Annotated in this window: 23 protein-coding genes and 1 pseudogene; 18 read left to right on the top strand and 6 right to left on the bottom strand. The window is 42.2% G+C overall.

Features of this window, described 5'->3' with window-relative positions; genetic code table 11:
• Window positions 1–46 precede the first annotated feature (46 nt).
• Window positions 47–1391 (top strand): annotated as a pseudogene (locus BT147_RS15015) (IS3 family transposase).
• Window positions 1392–1456: 65 nt separating this feature from the next.
• Here BT147_RS15015 and BT147_RS05260 read toward each other — a convergent pair.
• The gene (locus tag BT147_RS05260) at window positions 1457–2929 is read right to left on the bottom strand and encodes an aminotransferase class I/II-fold pyridoxal phosphate-dependent enzyme (RefSeq protein WP_072331831.1); all 1473 of its coding nucleotides are present in this window, start codon (window positions 2927–2929) and stop codon (window positions 1457–1459) included.
• Between the two features lie 219 nt (window positions 2930–3148).
• The gene (locus tag BT147_RS05255) at window positions 3149–3787 is read right to left on the bottom strand and encodes a YktB family protein (RefSeq protein ID WP_072331829.1); all 639 of its coding nucleotides are present in this window, start codon (window positions 3785–3787) and stop codon (window positions 3149–3151) included.
• A 335-nt stretch (window positions 3788–4122) separates the two neighbouring features.
• On the opposite strand from BT147_RS05255, the gene BT147_RS05250 reads away from it, so the two are divergent.
• The 6 genes from BT147_RS05250 (at window position 4123) to BT147_RS05225 (ending at window position 8472) form a co-directional block, all read left to right on the top strand.
• Entirely contained in the window at window positions 4123–4317 is a 195-nt protein-coding gene (locus tag BT147_RS05250) for a YkzI domain-containing protein (protein ID WP_286119104.1), read from the top strand.
• 114 nt (window positions 4318–4431) lie between these two features.
• Window positions 4432–5922, top strand: a complete 1491-nt coding sequence (locus BT147_RS05245; RefSeq protein WP_072332005.1) for a leucyl aminopeptidase — start codon at window positions 4432–4434, stop codon at window positions 5920–5922.
• 22 nt (window positions 5923–5944) lie between these two features.
• On the top strand, window positions 5945–6697 hold the full coding sequence (locus tag BT147_RS05240) for a glycerophosphodiester phosphodiesterase (protein WP_286119103.1): 753 nt from the start codon (window positions 5945–5947) through the stop codon (window positions 6695–6697).
• Window positions 6698–6772: 75 nt separating this feature from the next.
• Window positions 6773–7606 carry a deoxyribonuclease IV gene (locus BT147_RS05235; protein WP_072331823.1) on the top strand — a complete coding sequence of 278 codons (834 nt, stop codon included), beginning with the start codon at window positions 6773–6775 and terminating at the stop codon, window positions 7604–7606.
• A gap of 11 nt (window positions 7607–7617) precedes the next feature.
• Window positions 7618–7890, top strand: a complete 273-nt coding sequence (locus tag BT147_RS05230) for a YlaH-like family protein (protein ID WP_072331820.1) — start codon at window positions 7618–7620, stop codon at window positions 7888–7890.
• A gap of 303 nt (window positions 7891–8193) precedes the next feature.
• Window positions 8194–8472 carry a hypothetical protein gene (locus BT147_RS05225; RefSeq protein WP_072331817.1) on the top strand — a complete coding sequence of 93 codons (279 nt, stop codon included), beginning with the start codon at window positions 8194–8196 and terminating at the stop codon, window positions 8470–8472.
• 60 nt (window positions 8473–8532) lie between these two features.
• Here BT147_RS05225 and BT147_RS05220 read toward each other — a convergent pair whose 3' ends face one another.
• Window positions 8533–8802 carry a DUF2197 domain-containing protein gene (locus BT147_RS05220; RefSeq protein ID WP_072331814.1) on the bottom strand — a complete coding sequence of 90 codons (270 nt, stop codon included), beginning with the start codon at window positions 8800–8802 and terminating at the stop codon, window positions 8533–8535.
• A gap of 94 nt (window positions 8803–8896) precedes the next feature.
• Window positions 8897–9466, bottom strand: a complete 570-nt coding sequence (locus BT147_RS05215) for a YhcN/YlaJ family sporulation lipoprotein (protein WP_072331812.1) — start codon at window positions 9464–9466, stop codon at window positions 8897–8899.
• A 126-nt stretch (window positions 9467–9592) separates the two neighbouring features.
• Between BT147_RS05215 and BT147_RS05210 the strand changes: the two genes are divergently transcribed.
• From BT147_RS05210 to BT147_RS05185, 6 genes are all read left to right on the top strand, one after another.
• The gene (locus tag BT147_RS05210) at window positions 9593–10222 is read left to right on the top strand and encodes an MBL fold metallo-hydrolase (protein ID WP_083426407.1); all 630 of its coding nucleotides are present in this window, start codon (window positions 9593–9595) and stop codon (window positions 10220–10222) included.
• A 22-nt stretch (window positions 10223–10244) separates the two neighbouring features.
• A complete protein-coding gene (locus BT147_RS05205; protein WP_072331806.1) occupies window positions 10245–10817 on the top strand; it encodes a TlpA family protein disulfide reductase in 573 nt (190 codons plus the stop codon).
• A gap of 25 nt (window positions 10818–10842) precedes the next feature.
• Window positions 10843–11562 (top strand): cytochrome c biogenesis CcdA family protein, encoded by a 720-nt coding sequence (locus tag BT147_RS05200; RefSeq protein WP_072331803.1) that lies wholly within the window; start codon window positions 10843–10845, stop codon window positions 11560–11562.
• A 16-nt stretch (window positions 11563–11578) separates the two neighbouring features.
• Complete coding sequence (gene resA, locus BT147_RS05195; protein ID WP_072331800.1) at window positions 11579–12106, top strand: thiol-disulfide oxidoreductase ResA; 528 nt, start codon at window positions 11579–11581, stop codon at window positions 12104–12106.
• Window positions 12107–12118: 12 nt separating this feature from the next.
• Entirely contained in the window at window positions 12119–12433 is a 315-nt protein-coding gene (locus tag BT147_RS05190; RefSeq protein ID WP_072331797.1) for a rhodanese-like domain-containing protein, read from the top strand.
• A gap of 81 nt (window positions 12434–12514) precedes the next feature.
• A complete protein-coding gene (locus BT147_RS05185; protein WP_072331794.1) occupies window positions 12515–13660 on the top strand; it encodes a class I SAM-dependent methyltransferase in 1146 nt (381 codons plus the stop codon).
• An 18-nt stretch (window positions 13661–13678) separates the two neighbouring features.
• On the opposite strand, the gene BT147_RS05180 is transcribed toward BT147_RS05185, so the two are convergent.
• Window positions 13679–13912 carry a DUF2626 family protein gene (locus tag BT147_RS05180; protein WP_286119112.1) on the bottom strand — a complete coding sequence of 78 codons (234 nt, stop codon included), beginning with the start codon at window positions 13910–13912 and terminating at the stop codon, window positions 13679–13681.
• A gap of 133 nt (window positions 13913–14045) precedes the next feature.
• On the opposite strand from BT147_RS05180, the gene BT147_RS05175 reads away from it, so the two are divergent.
• Window positions 14046–14816 (top strand): enoyl-CoA hydratase/isomerase family protein, encoded by a 771-nt coding sequence (locus tag BT147_RS05175; RefSeq protein WP_072331788.1) that lies wholly within the window; start codon window positions 14046–14048, stop codon window positions 14814–14816.
• Between the two features lie 154 nt (window positions 14817–14970).
• A complete protein-coding gene (locus BT147_RS05170) occupies window positions 14971–15633 on the top strand; it encodes an RsfA family transcriptional regulator (protein ID WP_072331785.1) in 663 nt (220 codons plus the stop codon).
• A 36-nt stretch (window positions 15634–15669) separates the two neighbouring features.
• Here the strand turns inward: BT147_RS05170 and BT147_RS05165 are convergent, their stop codons facing one another.
• The gene (locus BT147_RS05165; protein WP_072331783.1) at window positions 15670–16143 is read right to left on the bottom strand and encodes an N-acetyltransferase; all 474 of its coding nucleotides are present in this window, start codon (window positions 16141–16143) and stop codon (window positions 15670–15672) included.
• A 152-nt stretch (window positions 16144–16295) separates the two neighbouring features.
• Between BT147_RS05165 and BT147_RS05160 the strand changes: the two genes are divergently transcribed.
• The 3 genes from BT147_RS05160 to BT147_RS05150 are packed head-to-tail and all read left to right on the top strand — an operon-like array spanning window position 16296 to window position 18742.
• On the top strand, window positions 16296–17633 hold the full coding sequence (locus tag BT147_RS05160) for an acetyl-CoA carboxylase biotin carboxylase subunit (protein WP_353640704.1): 1338 nt from the start codon (window positions 16296–16298) through the stop codon (window positions 17631–17633).
• Window positions 17634–17637: 4 nt separating this feature from the next.
• Window positions 17638–17856 (top strand): acetyl-CoA carboxylase biotin carboxyl carrier protein subunit, encoded by a 219-nt coding sequence (locus BT147_RS05155; protein WP_072331780.1) that lies wholly within the window; start codon window positions 17638–17640, stop codon window positions 17854–17856.
• A 1-nt stretch (window position 17857) separates the two neighbouring features.
• Window positions 17858–18742, top strand: coding sequence for a hydroxymethylglutaryl-CoA lyase (locus tag BT147_RS05150; RefSeq protein WP_072331777.1), 885 nt, complete (start codon window positions 17858–17860; stop codon window positions 18740–18742).
• The last annotated feature ends 12 nt before the right edge of the window (window positions 18743–18754 follow it).

The following is an 18754-nucleotide window of genomic DNA, read 5'->3' as shown; positions in this document are numbered from 1 at the left end:
TTGTTGGACACGAAATTAAAACCCAACAGTTGGAGGTGTTTTTTCTATGGCTAAGTATTCAGTAGAAACTAAATTAGAAGCTGTACGAGCCTATCTCGACGGAGTCGAGTCCTATAGAGACATTGCGGAGAAATATCAGGTAAGTATTACTCCATTGCAAGAATGGGTAGCAAAGTATCAAGAACACGGAATTAACGCTTTCCAAAAGGGATATACAAATTATTCAGCGGAGTTTAAAATGGACGTACTTAACTTTATGAGCGACACAGGAGCGTCCTTTACAAAGACGGCAGCAGTCTTTAATATCCCTACACCTAGTACGATATATCAGTGGCAGAATTTATTTAGGGAACAGGGATTGGACGCTCTCCAACCAAAGAAAAAGGGGCGTTCATCCTTGGAAAAGAAGCCACAGAAGAAGCTGGAACTGAGCACAGAAGAAGTATTACGAGCAGAGAATAAGCGACTACAAATGGAGAATGCCTATCTAAAAAAGTTGAATGCCTTAATTCACGAAAGGGAAAAGTCAGCCAACAAGACAAAGCCCAAGTAATCTATGAATTAAGGCATACCTACCCTGTAAAGGCTCTATTAAAAATCGCTGGCATTGCTCGTAGCACCTATTATTACTGGCTTAAACAGATGGATCAACCAGAAAAATACAGTAATGTAAAAGGAAAAACGCTTCGATTTTTCACGAACATAAAGGTCGTTATGGCTATCGTCGAATCACATGGGAATTACGAAATCAAGGTTACACCTTGAACCACAAAACAGTTCGCCGTCTCATGAATGAGTTGGGGCTGAAATGCCTTGTACGTATGAAGAAATATCGTTCTTATCGTGGTAATGCTGGAAAGATTGCTTCTAATATCTTAGCACGTAATTTCCAAGCGACTAAACCCAATCAGAAGTGGGTTACGGATATAACTGAATTTCACCTATATGGTGAAAAGCTCTACTTGTCTCCTATCCTTGATCTATACAACGGTGAAATTGTTGCTTATCAACTAGAAAAACGCCCAGTTTATTCTCTTGTTTCAAAAATGCTGGACAAAGCCTTCGATCAGCTAGGGGAGTGCGAAGCTCCTCTCCTCCACTCCGATCAGGGATGGCATTACCAGATGAGCCAATACCGATACGCGTTGAAGCAGCGCGGTATTACACAGAGCATGTCCTACAAGGGAAATTGCCTAGATAATGCCGTCATGGAAAACTTCTTTGGTTTGCTCAAAAGTGAATTGCTTTATCTCCACGAATTTGAGAGTATGGATCATTTCAAACAGGAACTAGAGGATTATATTCACTATTACAACCATAAACGCTTGAAGATAAAACTAAAGGGCATGAGTCCGGTTCAATACCGAACACATACCCTACAGGTTGCTTAAATCTTCGTGTCTAACTTTTTGGGTTCACTTCATAAGGGCCACCTCTTTTTCTATCTTTAATAACGCTAGTCTTCCTCTAGCTTTTTGATGACTCTTACTAGTTCGATAGTAGGATCTTCAGTGCCTTGAACGGGAAGGCCTGCATCGATGTGTTCGCGAATATATGAGATATTTTGTTCGGTAATTCGCTCTCCAGGCATTAAGATCGGGATGCCAGGTGGGTATACCATGATAAACTCTGCCATGATTTGACCAGCCGATTCAATGAAAGGGATGGTAATGGTTTCACAGTAAAAGGCGTTTCGTGGTGACAGGACGAGATCTGGAATTTCGGGAAGATGGATCTCCTTCTTCGTGCACATATTTTCGGAATAGAAATGATTGGATAAGTCCTCAAGTGCTTGAGTCAAGATTTGAATGGTTTCATCGCTATCTCCAGAGGTAACGAGACATAGTAGATTATAGAGATCGCTTAGTTCCACTTCGATATTATAGTTTTCTCGTAGCCAAACTTCTGCATCGTGCCCATTAATCGTTAAATTTTCTAAATGAATGATTAATTTGGTCTCATCCATATCGAATAGGGCATCATTTCCTGAAACTAAGCACTCACGGGTCAAACAAGAGAGTCCAGGAATTTCGTTGATTCGTTTACGTGCCGTGTCAGCGAGTCGAAGGGTATTTTCTACGATTGTACGTCCATTTGTAGCGAGATAACGGCGCGCTGTATCAAGTGATGCTAGCAAAATATAAGAAGTAGAAGTGGTTGTTAGCATACTGATAATAGATTGAACACGTTCAGGCGAAATCATATGGCTCTTTAGATTTAAGATGGAGCTTTGTGTTAAAGAACCGCCTAATTTATGTACAGAAGTGGCGGCTAGATCGGCCCCTGCTTCCATAGCAGAAATCGGTAGACGTTCATGGAAATTAGTTAAAACTCCATGTGCTTCATCCACCAATACTGGAATTCCATGGGCATGTACTCGCTCGACTAATTCTTTTAAATTGCTTGCAAATCCAAAATAAGTTGGATTGATAACCAATACTGCTTTTGCATCTGGATGTTTCTCAATCGTTTTTTCCACCTGTTCAATGGTAATGCCATGAGCTATCCCGATTTTTTTGTCCATCTCTGGGTAAACAAAAATGGGATGTGCTCCAGCAAAAATAATAGCAGAGAGTACAGACTTGTGTACATTTCTCGGGACGATAATCTTATCCCCTGGATGACAGGCTGACATCACCATCGTCATAATGGCCCCACTTGTCCCTTGTACAGAGAAAAATGTATAATCTGCACCAAATGCTTCGGCAGCCAAAGCTTGAGCCTCTTTAATCACCCCTTTGGGATGATGTAGATCATCAAGAGGGGCGATGTTAATGAGATCGATCGACAGAGCATTATCCCCAATAAACTCCCGAAACTCCGGATCCATGCCCTGTCCTTTTTTATGGCCCGGAATATGAAACTGAACCGGATTCCGCTTTGCATGCGCTTTCAAATGTGTAAACAAAGGAGTTTGTTGCTGATTCACCGTATACGCCACCTACTTTTCTATTATAATGTGCGTGACGATTTAGTATAACAAAAATGGTTTCGTAATAGAAGGAAGTATTTTGACGATGGGAGAGACGTATCAAAGAGGTTTATCTATCTTTGCCACTGTAATGGAAAGTAGATAAACCTCTTTTTTACACCAACAAATGACATCGTCTCGAGCCATCGCCATCTAAAATCCCTACTTAATCTATCCCTAAGCCTGACAAGCAAAGCGATACAACGGAATTAACTTCTCAAAAGTCTCCTCTAATCTCCCCAAAAGCTGTTCACCCGATAACGTGGCTACTTCCTCAGCTGGAATCACTAACCCGCATAAAAACTCGGCCTTTTTTACCTTGGACAGACGATCTAAGATCTCCACAATCCGAACATTAGTAATCTCTTGTACCGGAATGATATCCTGCTTCGTATGATCCTCGCTAACATAGAAACTCTTCGGAATCTGTTTCCAGATTTGTAGATGGTCCTGTAACTTACGGGCAAAAGGCTGTTTTTTATCACATTCATAAATTAACGCAAACCATGCAAACAGATGTGTCCCGCACAAGCCTAGTTGAAAGTGAGGGTGTGCTTTATAACCACGTTTGTTAGTAGCCCATGCCACCCACGTTTCATCAGGCGGATTTACCGTTCTACGAGCATGTTTTGCTATGTGGACAAACACTTCATCGCCCAATTGAGCTGTGAGATTCTGTGCCATGATTTGACCAAACGCCTCAAACTTAGGACGAATCGTTTTTTGTAATGCTTCCATGCGATTTTCTAATCCAGGGATCTGAAATACAGAGAAATCTGATTCGGTGAATACCGGTATTTGTATTTTGGTTGTCATGAAATCACCTTAGTCTACTTGATTTTCTCTTTATTGTAACCTGAATTAAAGATCGTACCAATGATTTTACCGGATTATGTTTAGATACATGAAAGTTGTATTAGTTGTAATTGTGAAAAAAATAGTGGGATTTAATGAATTTTCTATTGCATATGCTGTGTCTTTTTCACATAAAACATGCAAACTATGCTACTGATGTAGATAATTATCTGATATTGAATCGTGTTGTGAAGATGTTTATTCTCAGAGATATGCGGGCATCCTGAAATCAAGCTCAACTTTTCCAACATCTGGTGAAATGAATAAATAAATCGCCTACAAAAGGGGTGCAGGTAATGATGGAAGAGGTATTAAAAGCGTTTAAGTGCCAGGGGCCAGAGGAGCGCATACCTGTTTTACGCCTAGAACTTGACTATGAATTGGCTCTTCTCCATGAAGCCATGAAGGAAAATTGCTCGCAGAAGATGCAAGAGAGTAAAAAACGCCTAGTAGAATTACGCCGAGAGATGATTATGTTAGAAGCTTTATAGACAAGATATCTTATTGAATATTTCAATAAAAGGGTTCGGGTAGTTGATGTCGAAAAATAACGTGTAGCCTATATAGGTGCACGTTATTTTTTTGTGGAGAGAGTGGGGATGTGTATGGAATGGAATCGTACTTCGAAAGCCCTAAGTCAAGTAGCAGTAGATGCTGTTATCTTATTCGTCACCGACACTCTTCATTTATCAAAGGAAGGGAAGTTAATTGATTTACGATTAAATCATTACCTTTCCCAACTGATGGATTCTGAGGAGATTACAGGTCGCTTTGAGGAATGTATGTTATTACATACCCGAGGCGAAATTGCAGCACAGAAGATCGTTTTAGTAGGATTGGGCAACGAGAAGAAGTGGAGTCCTCAGAGGTTTCGGCAATGTGTAGCAATTGGTGCGCGAAAGGCACAACAAAGTGGAGTAAAGGAGCTTGCTATTAGCGTGCCAGAGTTTTTAGAGAAACATTTCGGTTCTGCAGATTTAGTACAAGCAGTAGTAGAAGGTGTGGAGTTAGGTTGCTATGAACTGCCTAACTACAAACAAACAAGCCGTAATACATCGATTAAGAAAGTTGTATTCTCCGAGCAAACGCTAAGCAAGACATCGATTGAGGCAGGGATGGAGCGAGGAAGAGTCTTTGCAGAAGCTAGTAAGAAGGCAAGTACTTGGTGTCATGAGCCTGCGAACTATTTGACACCAACGGTATTGGCTAACTATGCAGACGAGGTAGCCAAGCGTTGTGGCTTAGAGATTGATATAGTAGATAAAGATCGTTTGGAAGAATTGAATGCACATGCATTTCTTGCGGTGGCCAAAGGAAGTGCTCAGCCGCCTAAACTCATTATGTTACGGTATCAAGGAGCACCGGATGACAAGGAGGTACTTGGACTTGTTGGCAAAGGTGTTACTTTTGACAGCGGCGGTCTTCAAATAAAACCGCATGAAGGTATGGATCAGATGAAGTCGGATATGAGTGGGGCAGCCGCGGTATTAGCAGCTATGGATGCGATTGGCACGTTAAAGCCGCATTGCAATGTGGTCGCAGTCATTGTATCGTGTGAAAATATGACAGGCTCTCACGCTTATCGCCCAGGTGATGTGCTTAGGGCGATGAGTGGAAAGACGATTGAAGTGACTCATACGGATGCGGAGGGCAGATTAATTCTAGCAGATGGCCTCGCTTACGCAAGACAACTTGGCGCGACTAAGTTAGTTGATATTGCAACATTGACAGGAGCAGCACTGGTTTGTTTAGGTCGCGAGAAAGCACTAATGTTGGGAAATGATGATACGTTATTACAAGATGTGTTCGTAGCTGCAGGGCTTGCGGGTGAACCAGTCTGGAAATTTCCATTAGAGGAAGAATATGATCATTACTTGCATAGTGATATTGCAGACGTCAAAAATGAAGGAGGGCGCGCTGCTGGAGCTATTCAAGGAGGAGTATTCCTACAGCATTTTGTAGAGGATACGCCTTGGGTTCATCTCGATATTGCCGGTCCTGCCTTCTCTCAAAAAGACTCTGGGATCTACCGTAAGGGAGCTACAGGGGCAGGGACGAGAACACTGATCCATCTAGCATTGCAAATGGGATTATAGAGAATCGATGGGAGGGGACGTTGTGAAGAAGTCAGAGATTTATGCTCATCGGGGTTTTTCAAAGATTGCTCCCGAAAATACAATGGCCGCTTTCCAAGAAGCGATTCAGGTTGATGCTGATGGGATTGAGTTGGACGTTCATCTTACAAGAGATGGTGAGATCGTGGTCATACATGATGAGACTATCGATCGTACAACAAATGGTACAGGGTGGATTAAAGATCTTACACTAGGAGAGATTCGCGCGTGTAGTGCTGGTTCTTGGTTTTCTCCCTATTTTGCTCAAGAGCGTGTTCCTACTTTAGCAGAAGTACTAGAATTATTAGAACCTACATCGTTATGGCTAAATATTGAGCTAAAAAACAATATAATTCGATATCCGAAATTGGAAGAGAAGGTATTGAAAGAGATAGATTGTTTCGGTTTTCAAAAACGAGTCATTCTCTCCTCCTTTAATCACTTTAGCTTACATCATTTGCATTCGATACGCCCCCACCTCCCTTTGGGAGTATTGTATGAATGCAATCTAATGGACCCTTGGGATTATGCGATTCAATTAGGTGCTTCTGCTATTCACCCGTTTTTCCCTACTGTAGACGAGGAGATTGTCAGGCGCAGTCATGAAGCAGGAATTGCGATTCGCCCTTTTACGGTGGATGAGCCTATTTACCAGAAGATGCTATTTGAATGGGGAGTCGATGCCCTTATTACCAATGATCCATCCGTGGCTCAAGGTGTAAGAGAGCAAGTTCAGTCCGCCTTGCGGGAAAAGTAGTGAAAATGGTATGATGTTCAAAGGTTAAGGCGCCTCATTATTGGCGCTTTTTTTTGTAACGAGGAGGACAAAGTCATGAAAATTGGTTGCCATATAAGTGTTGCAAAGGGATTTGAAAAAGCAGCTCAAAAAGCACATGTACTAGGTGCACAATCTTTTCAAGTCTTTACGAAGAACCCACGTGGATTACGCCCGAAGAAATTAGATGAAGCAGATGCAAGAAAAGGTCGCGAATACTGCGCTGAGCAAGGAATTGCCGTAATTGCTCACACCCCCTATATAACGAATTTGTCTACACCCAAGGAAGACCTACATGAAGTTACGATTCGCTCGATCCGAGAGGACCTTGCTATTGCTGAGGCATATGGAGCTCTTGGAGCTGTCGTTCACTGTGGGAAACATGTCGGTGAGGGAGTGGAGTATGGGACAGCGAGAATGGTTGAGACTTTAAACGAAATTCTTCGCGAGTATGAGGGTCCTGTTAAACTATTATTAGAAAATACAGCTGGTCAAGGTAGTGAATTAGGTCTTGAGATTCGTGATTTAGTAGCGATTCGCATTGCGACAGATACACCTGATAAAATTGGTTTTTGCTTTGATACTTGTCATGCATTTGCGGCAGGTACTTGGGAAAAAGAAACAGTGGATGCGCTAGTCGAAGAGATGAAAGAGTCAGGATATCTTGACGCTCTCGTCGCAATCCATTTTAATGACAGTAAAGCACCTTACAACAGCAGAAAAGATCGTCACGAAAAAATTGGAAAAGGTGAAATCGGTGCTGAGGCATTGAGCGCTTTCCTACGTACAGGTGCGTTTGACCATCTACCGATTGTGCTAGAAACCCCCGCCGATGATGAAAGCGAATATGCTGACGAGATGGTTTACGTTCGAAATGAATTACTGGGCTAGGAGGAATACCTGTGTTTGAATGGATTAATACCTTACATTTCCCCGCACTCTATGTGATTATCTTCGTCTTGACTGCTATTATTTATCAGTCTACCTTTGCGACGAGATTATCACTTCGCAAAAATCTATTGGTCTATCTGTTTCTCGCGATCGGTTGTTTCGTTATTACTGTGATGCAAGTATTGCGATTCCCGATGGTACAAGCCTTATTGATTACAGTGGTGTTGATTGTGGTGACGAAGGTTCGCTTGACTATTAGCAAGAGGAATGAGTCGAAGAGTTAGATTGGGGAAAACAACGAGTTAGAAAAGAGTTAGGACAAACAGGCTATTGAGTGATCGAGGACCGGAGAGTCTGTTCGCTGACTGCTCAAATACCGATCCCACAGAGAAGTGAAGATGTCCGCTTCGCAATCCGTAGCTAGGGCAGGTGCAAAACTCACAAAGTACGCTCGGACATTGCACCAAAACGCCCTACACTACGGACCGCTACGCTAAATAGGATCGCTAACCTCGCCGTAATCGAACAGACTCTCCTATCCTCTTTCACCACATCAATAAGCCCTTAACAAAAGGAGGAATCCCACTATGCGCCTGGAAGATGCCCTCGACAACTGGCTTCAAATCAGCATTGTAGCCAAAAACCGTTCCAGTGACCGATCTGCTAAAGATACGGTCCAATTTTTCACAGACATGCTAAAAGAAGACCATGGAGTAGAAAAACTCTCGTTTGAAAAAACGAAGGATTACTATCAAGTTACATATGAGCAAGAAGGCACCACACATATAAAGTCATATCGACTGGATCAAGCAGAGTTGCTTATCCAACAGATTCAATCAGAACCACGATATAATACAAGCGAATAAACACGCAAACAAAAAAGTCTTCTCTCATGGGTACTATCCAACAGAGAAGACTTCTTTGTGCTACATACTATCTGCCCGTTTGGCTGATAAATTGCTGTCGAGAACGTTACTAGCACTCTTCCATCTTGAACGATTCCGTTTACCTGTAAAAACACGGGTATTGGTTCGCTCAGGAGGAGGTAATAACCTTTCTCGTTCCTCCACCTGTTCGGAAATACGACTGTGACAGTCAAAGCAAATTTGAATCATGTGAGGGTGCTTTCGCAATTTATGTTTTTGACGCCGATCTGGCTCGAATCGTTGTTCGCATAGAATACAAATGATTTTCATAGTAGGTACTTCCTTACATATCGAGATACTTCTAGTATACAGCAAATGAACCGTCAAACAAATAGAGAGCCTCTAGTGCCCGAAGGAGATAGATTCATTGATGGGTATCATTACGATCCTGCTTTGTTTCATCACGTTCACGCTTTTTTACTTCGTTTGAAGGTTGGGGGGCGATTCGAGCGACGATGGCGCCTAATTCATTCATAATACCGGCTATGGGACGACCTTGACTGATTTCTTCATTCATCTTCTTAATACGATGTAATAAATCCACGTCAGCTGTTACTAGCGCTGATTTTCCTTGCGGATCATCTCGAAGAGCTTGTGCAACTGCATATTTGACTGTACCAACCCGGGCACTGTCTAAGTCTGGATTTACATCAATGGCGACAACTGCATATTTTCCTAGTACAATGGCACTTGCTTCTTTTACTTGAGGTACTTGTTTGGCTAATTGAACGAGGTGATCAGAATTGTTTTTTGTCCTATTTTGTTTTGCCGGTAGGGACGTGTCGGGTGCTGTTTGCTTATAGCTTATATTTTGAGCCTTCGGACTGGCATCGTTGGAAGGTGGCTTGTTATTCTGATTACATCCCGTTGCAATCGTAATAAATAAAGCTGTAATGGTGAAACTGCTAATGAGCCTACATGTTCCTCTTTTCATAAAGAATCATCCTTTCGAACAAACTTTGTTCATTAGATTGCCCAAATTAAAAAGAAGTATGTCTTGTCCTCTTTGCGCAGTAGAATGGTTTTAGTACAATGTCAGAGGAGGGAGTTGGATTCGATTATGAAAGTAGAAATGTTTGAGCTTGGTCCTGTTATGACAAACGCATATCTTGTATACGATTTGCATACAAAAAAAGGAATTGTTTTTGATCCAGGAATGAATCCAGATCGTCTGCTACAGAGGATTGAGGAATTACAGCTAAAAATTGAGGCCATTTTGCTCACTCATGCACATTTTGATCACATGGGTGGTGTGGAGGAAGTTCGCACTCATACGGGTGCCCCTGTATACATACATCAAGAAGAAGAGGACTGGCTAGGAGATCCGATGAAGAATGGATCAGGAAGATGGCCCATGATGCCAAAGCTAACGGCTCGTCCAGCTGAACATATATTAGTTGGCGGTGAAACCCTGCAGCTTGCTGGATTTCAATTTGATGTGTTATATACACCAGGCCATTCGCCAGGAAGTATTAGTTTTTTCGATGGAGTCCATGTGTTTAGTGGGGATGCACTATTTCGTGATTCGATTGGTCGAACCGATCTCTATGGCGGGAGTCATCGAACGTTGATGGATTCAATCAAAAAGAAGTTAATGGAACTGCCTGGGAATACGGTTGTGTATAGTGGTCATGGACCGAAGACGACCATCAACAGAGAAAGAAAAAGTAACCCTTTTATCATGGAATAATGGTAGAAAAAAGGTGGTAAAGATGGAAAAACGGAATCGCTTTATTGTGGTATTGATTGCGTTAGCGATTATCGGGACGCTGATTTATAACTTTGCCGTGTCCAAGGAGCAAAGCTCACCTACTACATCCAAAAAAGCATTATGTGAGGGCCCAGTTGGGATTAAACCGGGGAACTGTGCTCCTAATTTCATTACGCAGGCGCTGACAGGTGAGAAAAAAGAGTTGTATGAAACCAACGGGAAGCCAACCTACATCAACTTCTGGGCTTCTTGGTGCGGTCCTTGTAAAAGTGAGGCGCCAGACATTCAAAAAATGTATCAAACGCATAAAGACGATATTAATTTTGTCCTGTTAAATGTAACTTCGGGAGATGACATCGAAGATATACAGGGCTTTGTGATGAATTACAAGCTTACGATGCCCATTTACTTAGATCAACCGAAGCAAAATGAGAAGGGAATTGCTACTCAATATCAGATTAGCGGGGTTCCAACGCAAGTGTTGGTTGATGCGAAAGGAAAGATTCTTTATTTTCAACCGGGCCCAATTGACGAACAAAAATTCGCACGTTTGAAGAAGCAGTATCTTAATTAGAGATTTATGAGATGGGGAGAGAGAAGTGGACGTAGCCGTAAATGTAACAGCTTGGTTGGCTTTTGCAGCGGGTTTTTTATCATTTATCTCACCGTGTTGTTTACCCCTTTATCCATCCTATCTGTCGTATATAACAGGGATTTCGGTAACACAAATTCGTGGGGAAGGGCGCAGTAAAGAGATGATTCGCTTGACGATGACCCACACATTCTTCTTTTTGTTGGGATTTTCGTTAATCTTTTATGCGTTAGGCTTTACGGTGAGCTGGATTGGTGAAGTATTCGTATCCTATAAAGAGACGATTCGGATGCTAAGCGCGATCTTAATGGTGGTTATGGGGCTTTTTATGTCGGGAATCTTTCAACCCAAATTTTTGATGAAAGAGAAGAAGCTTACCATTTCCACGAAACGAGTTAGCTATCTAAGTTCGTTTTTGATTGGATTTGGGTATTCGGCTGGGTGGACTCCTTGCCTAGGACCGATTTTAGGTGGAGTTTTGGGCCTTGCTTCGAGTGAGCCTGAAAGAGCGCTATTTTACACAACTTTATATACGGTTGGCTTTGCGATTCCATTTTTTATCATGGCCTTCTTTGTAGGGAAAACACGCTGGATTCTCAAGTACTCAGAGCGAATCATGAAAATTGGCGGTTTTGTGATGATCGTCTTCGGTTTGTTGCTTTATTTTGATAAATTGACTTGGATTACTCAATATCTTATTAAGTGGACGGGCTTCCAAGGATTCTAACTAACAGGTGAGTGAGATGAACAAACAGACAAGATACTGGGTACGGCGGCTTATTTTTGTAGTCTTAATTGTGATGGTAGGTTATACAATTTATCAGATGAGTAGCAGCGGGAAGCAACCAGGTAGAGGAGATGTAGCCCCAAACTTTACTTTAACGACACTAGATGGTAAAAAAATGTCGCTGAGTGATCTAAAGGGAAAAGGAGTTATGTTAAATTTCTGGGGTACGTGGTGTGAACCTTGTAAAGCCGAGATGCCAGCGATGAAACAAGTGTATAAGAAATACCAAGACAAGGGATTCGAAATTGTAGCCGTAAATGTGGGAGAAAGTGACGTAGCTGTTCATTCCTTTATGAAATCGTACGATCTCGATTTCCCCGTCTGGCTGGATCCGGATAAAGATGTTACTCGTCTGTACCGTGTTGGACCGATTCCTAGTACTTTTTTTATCGATGATAAAGGGATTGTAGCGAGACAAAACATGGGAGAGTTAAATTTGGCACAACTAGAAGTGTATGTAAATGAAATTTTACCTAAAAGGTAGTAGGAGGATTTTATGAGTTATCAGCATATAGAAGCAAGTGAGGTAAGTGATCGTTATCAAGAAGAGAAAGGTCGCTATGTTTGGGTGGATGTTCGGACGAAAGAAGAATATGAAGAAGGACACATCCCTGAGTCGCTTCATATTCCTTTAGATCAATTGGAACAACGCCAAGCGGAGTTAACGGATTTTAAGGATCAAAATATCCTACTGATTTGTCGGAGTGGGGTACGTAGTGTGTATGCTGCAGAAGTATTAGCAGATCACGGATATCCCCATTTATTTAATCTCAAGGGTGGCATGTTAGGGTGGATGGGCCCTGTTGAGTAATGGTCATGAATTAAATAAGATTAGGAAGAGAGTGGGCAAACAAGTTCACTCTTTTCTGTGCGGTTAGGAGAGGGGAAAAGAGTGAAGACAGTAGAGTGTATAAAAAATGAGATCATAACATGGATGCGAGAACATCCGAATCAGCATATTTCGTATCAACAATTTATGAATACAGCTCTTTATCATCCTAAGTGGGGTTATTATTCTCAGAATCGTATAAAGTTAGGAAAAAAAGGTGATTTTTATACCAATGCTCACGTTGGTGATGTTTATGGAGCTGTGCTGGCAAAGGCATTTTTAAACGAAGTGAGCAAATGGAAGTCGAGTCAAATGTCGAAAAGTTCTGTCTGGCAGTTAGTCGAGATGGGATCAGGAGACGGTCGTCTCATGGAACAGGTAATTCGAGCTTTGGTTGGATTTGGGGTTTCTTCAGATGAAGCGGAGATCTATCTAGTTGAAACAAGTAGTGAGCATAGGCGGATTCAACAGGAGCGTTTACAACCGATGAGTCGATATCCAATCCAGTGGTGTGAAAAAGTAGAAGAGATTGAACCAAAATCATACACGATTCTATATAGCAATGAATTGGTAGATGCATTTCCGATTCATCTTCTGGAATGGGATGGAACGAGATGGCTAGAAGTATACATTAGTGAGGATGATGAACAATGGAAAGAGGAACTAGGAGATTATTCATCGGAAGAGCTCTCGCAAGCTATTCAGGAGCTTCCGATTCCCTCTAAGGTAGGGCAACGAGTTGAAATGAACCTCCACGCTAAGAAATGGCTACAAACCCTCTCTAAGTGGATGAATAGGGGAACTATTTTTACGATTGATTATGGAGTTTCGATGAAGGAACTTTATGCTGATTTTCGTTACCAGGGAACGATTCGAGGTTATTGTGAACACCAGATTGTGTCCCATCTTCCAGAACGAGTGGGGGAGGTAGATCTGACGGCGCATGTAAATTTTGATTTACTCAAACAATGGGGAGAAAAGTACAATTTAGAGACGGTTTCACATCAGTTACAGTCTGAATTTTTACTCGAACAGGGGATTTTGGATTTAATGCCGCTTCCAACTCCTGATCCATTTTCTTTGACTGAAAAAACAAGACGAGCGATTCAGCAGTTAGTTCACCCGCAGTGGATGGGAGAAGCATTTCAAGTGCTCATACAAACGAAAGGTACCACGATAAACAAAAAAGCCAACTACGGAAATCCCTAGTTGGCCACTTGGTACTGGTTAAGCTGGCATTTTCATCATAAAGTTTGCATACCAAACCATGCCGACGAAAGAGACAAACATATAACCGCCAAACAAGTACATGTAGGTTTTTTCGGTAAGTTTCATAGCACCGAAGATATAAAATAGCAGTGCTTGCACGAAGAATAGGATTGCGGGAATCTGAAAATGATGGCCACCTGCTAAGAACATGATAGCGATGATAAACGCCCAGAATCCTAATACTTTAAACATGCGATCCACAAGCCCCACTCCTTCCTATGTATGGCTTTGCTGTTCGTAATGACCTTGATTTAGCTAGTATAACCAAATACATTATACTAAGTGCACTCATGAGTCGCAAGCAAAAGAGAGAGGATGCTTAGAAATGGGAACTGTAAAATACCATAAACAGGGTGATGTTGCCATCGTTCAATTTCATCGCCCAACGGTTCGAAATGCCGTGAATCAGCGGATGATGAGTGAGCTAGAGCAGTTATTATTAGAGTGGGAGCAAGATTCACAGATAAAAATCATACTATTTCGTGGAGATGTAAACGCTTTTGTCTCAGGTGGGGATTTAGAAGAGTTTCACCAGCTACACACTTGTGCGGAGATAGAGCCTATTATGAAGCGTATGGGAGCGATTTTAGAACGTATTCACCAGCTACCTGCTCTCACGATCGCGAGGATTGAAGGTCCTGCTGTAGGAGGAGGATGTGAAATCGCAATGAGTTGTGATTGGGTTGTTGCAAGTGATCATGCGACACTTGGTATGATTCAAGTGCGCCTTGGCATTACAACGGGCTGGGGTGGGGCAACACGATTGATGAAAAAAGTAGGGACTTCAGTTGCGATGAAAATTTTATTAAGTGGAAAAAGGTATTCCGCTAGAGAAGGAATGGAACTGGGGATGGTAGATTTTTTACTATGTGAAGAGGATCAATCATTTGAAGATCAATTTCATCATTGGCTACATCCCTTTACGAAGCTTTCTCGGGATCTAATCAGGCATTACAAGCAGCTAGCAAAACAAGTAGAAAAAGGGATATCTAGTACTGATTTATTTGAACTAGAGGCTAAAAAGTGTGGATTTTTTTGGGAGACAGAAGAGCATCGCCTGGCAGTTGACTCCTTTTTGATTCGTCGTGGCAGATGAAATGTTCCTCCTATCAGGCTGGGCTAGATGTATACAAGCACTCGCTTTCGGCAATAAAAAAAAGAGTAGAGTAGATACTACAATTCTTATGGTTTGCATACAGATAGAGCGAAGACTAGTATGTCTATGGATCTGAAAAGGTAGGAGGAAGTCTATGGCTGTCAAACGTCAAGATGCTTGGACTGCGGAAGATGACTTGATTCTAGCAGAGATAACCTTGCGTCATATTCGAGAGGGAGGAACTCAGCTTTCTGCATTTGAAGAAGTGGCAGAGAGATTAGGGCGTACTCCCGCAGCGTGTGGCTTTCGGTGGAATAGTGCAGTACGCAAGCAGTATGATGCTGCGATTCAAATTGCGAAAAGCCAACGTCAAAAAAGAAGTCAAGAACGTGTCAGAATTTCAAGTACTCCATCTCTATCCCATAGCAGTGTAAATATGAGCCAGTCTATGCCGAGAATAGAGTTTGAAGAGTATCAAGAGGGATCTGATCCTGTATATTCTTTGGACCATATTATTCGCTATTTGCGTCAACATAAAAATGAGATGACAGAGCTAAAACGTCAGCAAAAGCAGTTGGAAAAAGAGTTGATGGATCGAGAGGAATACCTTGCTCGCCTTCAACATGAAAATCAAGAGATGAAGAGCCAGTTGAATCATGTGGAAAGAGATTATCGAATGGTAAATGATGACTATCGGATGCTGGTTCAAATTATGGATCGTGCTCGTAAGTTATCCATTTTGTCGGAAGAAGAGGAAGAAGATAAGTCTCGCTTTCGTATGGAGACAAATGGAAACTTAGAGAGAGTGGACAAATAATGAAGGAAGCCCTACTGAAAAGTGGGCTTCCTATTTTCATTCTTGTAGAGTGGTGCCTTCTGGTAGCCAGACATAAGGACTTTCTCCGCGATCTCGAACGGGATTATATTTACAGGGAATAAAACCGATTTTATCCCAGAAAGGATCGGAGCGATGTCGAGCATTGGTCTTGATGGGACTTCCTAGGCTTAGTGCGAATTGTACGAGTGCTTTCCCGAGTCCTTGACCCCGATATTCGGTTAATACTTCGAGTTTCCATAGTTCATAAAAGGTTTGAGAGGGAGAGAAGTACTGGTCATACTTTGCCTCCACTTCGTATAAACTCATACGGGCAACTAATTGCTCTTGCAGATAGATACCGTAGAAAGGAGAAGAGTAGTTGTCATTCTCCACCAGATTATCTTGTAAGTCTTCTAACATAGAAAGTTCTGGGAGGCCAAACTCACGAAATTTCTGGAATTCTTCTAAGGTTTTGTAATTAATTTGCAGACGCTCTACTTTGTACGTCACAAGGAGTTCCTCCTTATCATGAATCTTCTTTCACTCCTTTTATTATACACGAATTTTATTTACTAGCAGGAATTGAATGTCTATACCGAGAATTTTAAATTGGAATCTTATTAACTTAAATAAATTTATTAAGAGGGAAAGGTGATAGCGTTTTGATTCAAAAATTGCTGATTGCGAACCGTGGTGAGATTGCATCCCGAATTATCCGAACTTGTAGAGAGCAGGGGATTCAAACGGTAGCTGTTTATTCGCAAGCGGATCTGGAGATGCCCTTTGTTAAAATGGCAGATGAGTCATATCTAATCGGGGAGCCTCCTGTAGCTAAGAGCTATCTACAAATGGATACGATTATAGATGTTGCCAAGAAAGTTTGTGCAGACGCTGTCCATCCTGGTTATGGGCTCCTTTCTGAGAATGCTACCTTTGCCCAAAAGGTGTTAGATGCTGGATTGATCTGGGTTGGACCGAAGCCAAGTGTAATCGCCCAAATGGGAGACAAGGTAACAGCTCGGCAAGTGATGATAGAGGCGAATGTTCCAGTTGTGCCTGGGTCAGGAGAAATCGTAACATGGGAAGAAGCTGTACACATTGCGAATCAAATTGGCTATCCTGTACTTTTGAAAGCAAGTGCAGGTGGTGGTGGGGTTGGAATGGTGCTTTGTCATTCTGATAAACAACTAGAGCAACATTTCGCAACTACACAGAAACGGGCGGGGATGTACTTTGGAAGTTCCGCTGTCTTTTTGGAGAAGTTTTTAGAGCGCTCTCGGCATATTGAAGTACAAGTATTGGCCGATCAGCATGGAAATGCGCTTCATCTATTTGAAAGAGAGTGTTCGGTTCAACGTCGTAACCAAAAAATAATTGAGGAGAGTCTATCTCCCTCGATTAGTCAGGAAGCGCGAGAGAAGTTGTACCAGACGGCTCTCCAAGCAGTTCATGCGGTTGGTTACTACGGAGCAGGAACGGTTGAATTTCTTGTGGACCAACAAGAGAATTGCTATTTTATTGAGATGAACACTCGTTTACAAGTGGAGCATCCGGTTACAGAATCGATTACAGGCCTTGATCTCGTATCATGGCAGTTAGCAATCGCAGAAGAGAAAGCGCTTCCATGGAAGCAAACGGACTTACAACCACAAGGACATGCGATTGAATATCGTTTATATGCAGAAGATCCGGTTACCTTTTTCCCGTCACCTGGAAAAATCGAAGTTTTTTCACTACCAGAAGGAGCCGGAATTCGCTTTGATGCTGGAGTAGAAGCTGGAAATACGATTACTCCCTTTTATGATCCGATGATTGCGAAATGCATTATCTCAGGTTCGAGTAGAGAGGAAGTACTCACAAGAAGCAGAGAGACTTTCTCTCAAATGAAGATAGAGGGCATCAAGTGTAACCTACCACTACTAGTAGAATTGCTGGATCATCCTGATTTTGTATCCGGCAAGTATGATACAACGATTCTAGCTAATCGGAAGGGAAAGTGAAGAGATGAATAAGGTAGAAGCAAGTATGGCAGGAACGGTATGGAAAGTGCTAGTGAGTGAGGGGGATGTGGTCGATAGTGGTCAAGATGTCATTATTTTAGAGTCGATGAAGATGGAGATCCCTCTTTCCGCAGAAATAGATGGGAAAGTATCAAAAATCATGGTAAATGAAGGGGATTTTGTTGCTGAAGGCGATGTCTTACTTGAGTTAGTAGGGATGTAAGGTGAATGTGCGAATCGTTGAAGTGGGACCGCGTGATGGATTACAAAATGAGAAACGATTTTTATCTACTTATGCGAAAAAAACACTCATCCAGAAGTTAGTTGCCTCCGGATTAAGAGAGATCGAAGCTACCTCTTTTGTTCATCCTAAATGGATTCCCCAATTGGCCGATGCCGACGAATTAGTAGCGGAGTTGCCTGCTGACTCAGATGTGAACTACCGTGTACTTGTTCCGAATGCCAAGGGGTTGGAACGAGTCAACCACTCTATTTTAAAAGAGATTGCGATCTTTTGTTCAGCCAGCGAAACGCATAATCAAAAAAATGTGAACCGAATGCGAGAAGAGAGTTTGGCTGATTTTATGAAATTCGTCCCAGTAGCGTTGGAGCAAGGACTACGAGTGCGTGCTTACCTTTCCACTGTATTTGGTTGCCCTTATGAAGGAGAAATCTCGCTCGATCAGGTCCATGAGATGAGTGAGCGCTTGTTCGATTTCGGAGTTTACGAAATATCATTAGGAGACACCACCGGAGTTGCTACTCCAGCAAGCGTGAAGCGGGTGTTAGGGTCGCTTTTGAGCCAGTTTCCAGCAGAGAAATTAGCAGTGCATTTCCATGATACGAAAGGAATGGGCGTTGCAAATGCCTATAAAGCCTTCGAAATGGGGATACAAACATTTGATAGCTCGATCGGTGGGCTTGGAGGTTGTCCATATGCACCAGGCGCTTCTGGAAATCTAGCAACGGAAGACTTAATCTATTTACTCCAAGGGTCGGGGATTGACACGGGAGTGGATCTTGATCAACTATGCCGCACCAGTCAATGGTTGGAGGGACAATTAGGGAAAAAATTACCTTCAAAAGTATTACGTGCCCATTTAGCATAATAGGGGGTTAGG

It is taken from the genome of Thermoactinomyces sp. DSM 45891, from assembly GCF_900119485.1.
GTDB lineage: Bacteria > Bacillota > Bacilli > Thermoactinomycetales > Thermoactinomycetaceae > Baia.
The sequence above is the reverse complement of the archived record's forward strand: the minus strand, read 5'-3'. Positions and strand labels throughout refer to the sequence as shown.

Coding starts and splice junctions, on each gene's coding strand:
- BT147_RS05205 (WP_072331806.1), top strand. CDS start 10,245: ATGGAAAAACGGAATCGCTTTATTGTGGTATTGATTGCGTTAGCGATT.
- BT147_RS05180 (WP_286119112.1), bottom strand. CDS start 13,912: ATGTTTAAAGTATTAGGATTCTGGGCGTTTATCATCGCTATCATGTTC.
- BT147_RS05245 (WP_072332005.1), top strand. CDS start 4,432: ATGGAATGGAATCGTACTTCGAAAGCCCTAAGTCAAGTAGCAGTAGAT.
- BT147_RS05250 (WP_286119104.1), top strand. CDS start 4,123: ATGATGGAAGAGGTATTAAAAGCGTTTAAGTGCCAGGGGCCAGAGGAG.
- BT147_RS05235 (WP_072331823.1), top strand. CDS start 6,773: ATGAAAATTGGTTGCCATATAAGTGTTGCAAAGGGATTTGAAAAAGCA.
- BT147_RS05170 (WP_072331785.1), top strand. CDS start 14,971: ATGGCTGTCAAACGTCAAGATGCTTGGACTGCGGAAGATGACTTGATT.
- BT147_RS05190 (WP_072331797.1), top strand. CDS start 12,119: ATGAGTTATCAGCATATAGAAGCAAGTGAGGTAAGTGATCGTTATCAA.
- BT147_RS05175 (WP_072331788.1), top strand. CDS start 14,046: ATGGGAACTGTAAAATACCATAAACAGGGTGATGTTGCCATCGTTCAA.
- BT147_RS05225 (WP_072331817.1), top strand. CDS start 8,194: ATGCGCCTGGAAGATGCCCTCGACAACTGGCTTCAAATCAGCATTGTA.
- resA (WP_072331800.1), top strand. CDS start 11,579: ATGAACAAACAGACAAGATACTGGGTACGGCGGCTTATTTTTGTAGTC.
- BT147_RS05220 (WP_072331814.1), bottom strand. CDS start 8,802: ATGAAAATCATTTGTATTCTATGCGAACAACGATTCGAGCCAGATCGG.
- BT147_RS05255 (WP_072331829.1), bottom strand. CDS start 3,787: ATGACAACCAAAATACAAATACCGGTATTCACCGAATCAGATTTCTCT.
- BT147_RS05215 (WP_072331812.1), bottom strand. CDS start 9,466: ATGAAAAGAGGAACATGTAGGCTCATTAGCAGTTTCACCATTACAGCT.
- BT147_RS05155 (WP_072331780.1), top strand. CDS start 17,638: ATGAATAAGGTAGAAGCAAGTATGGCAGGAACGGTATGGAAAGTGCTA.
- BT147_RS05210 (WP_083426407.1), top strand. CDS start 9,593: ATGAAAGTAGAAATGTTTGAGCTTGGTCCTGTTATGACAAACGCATAT.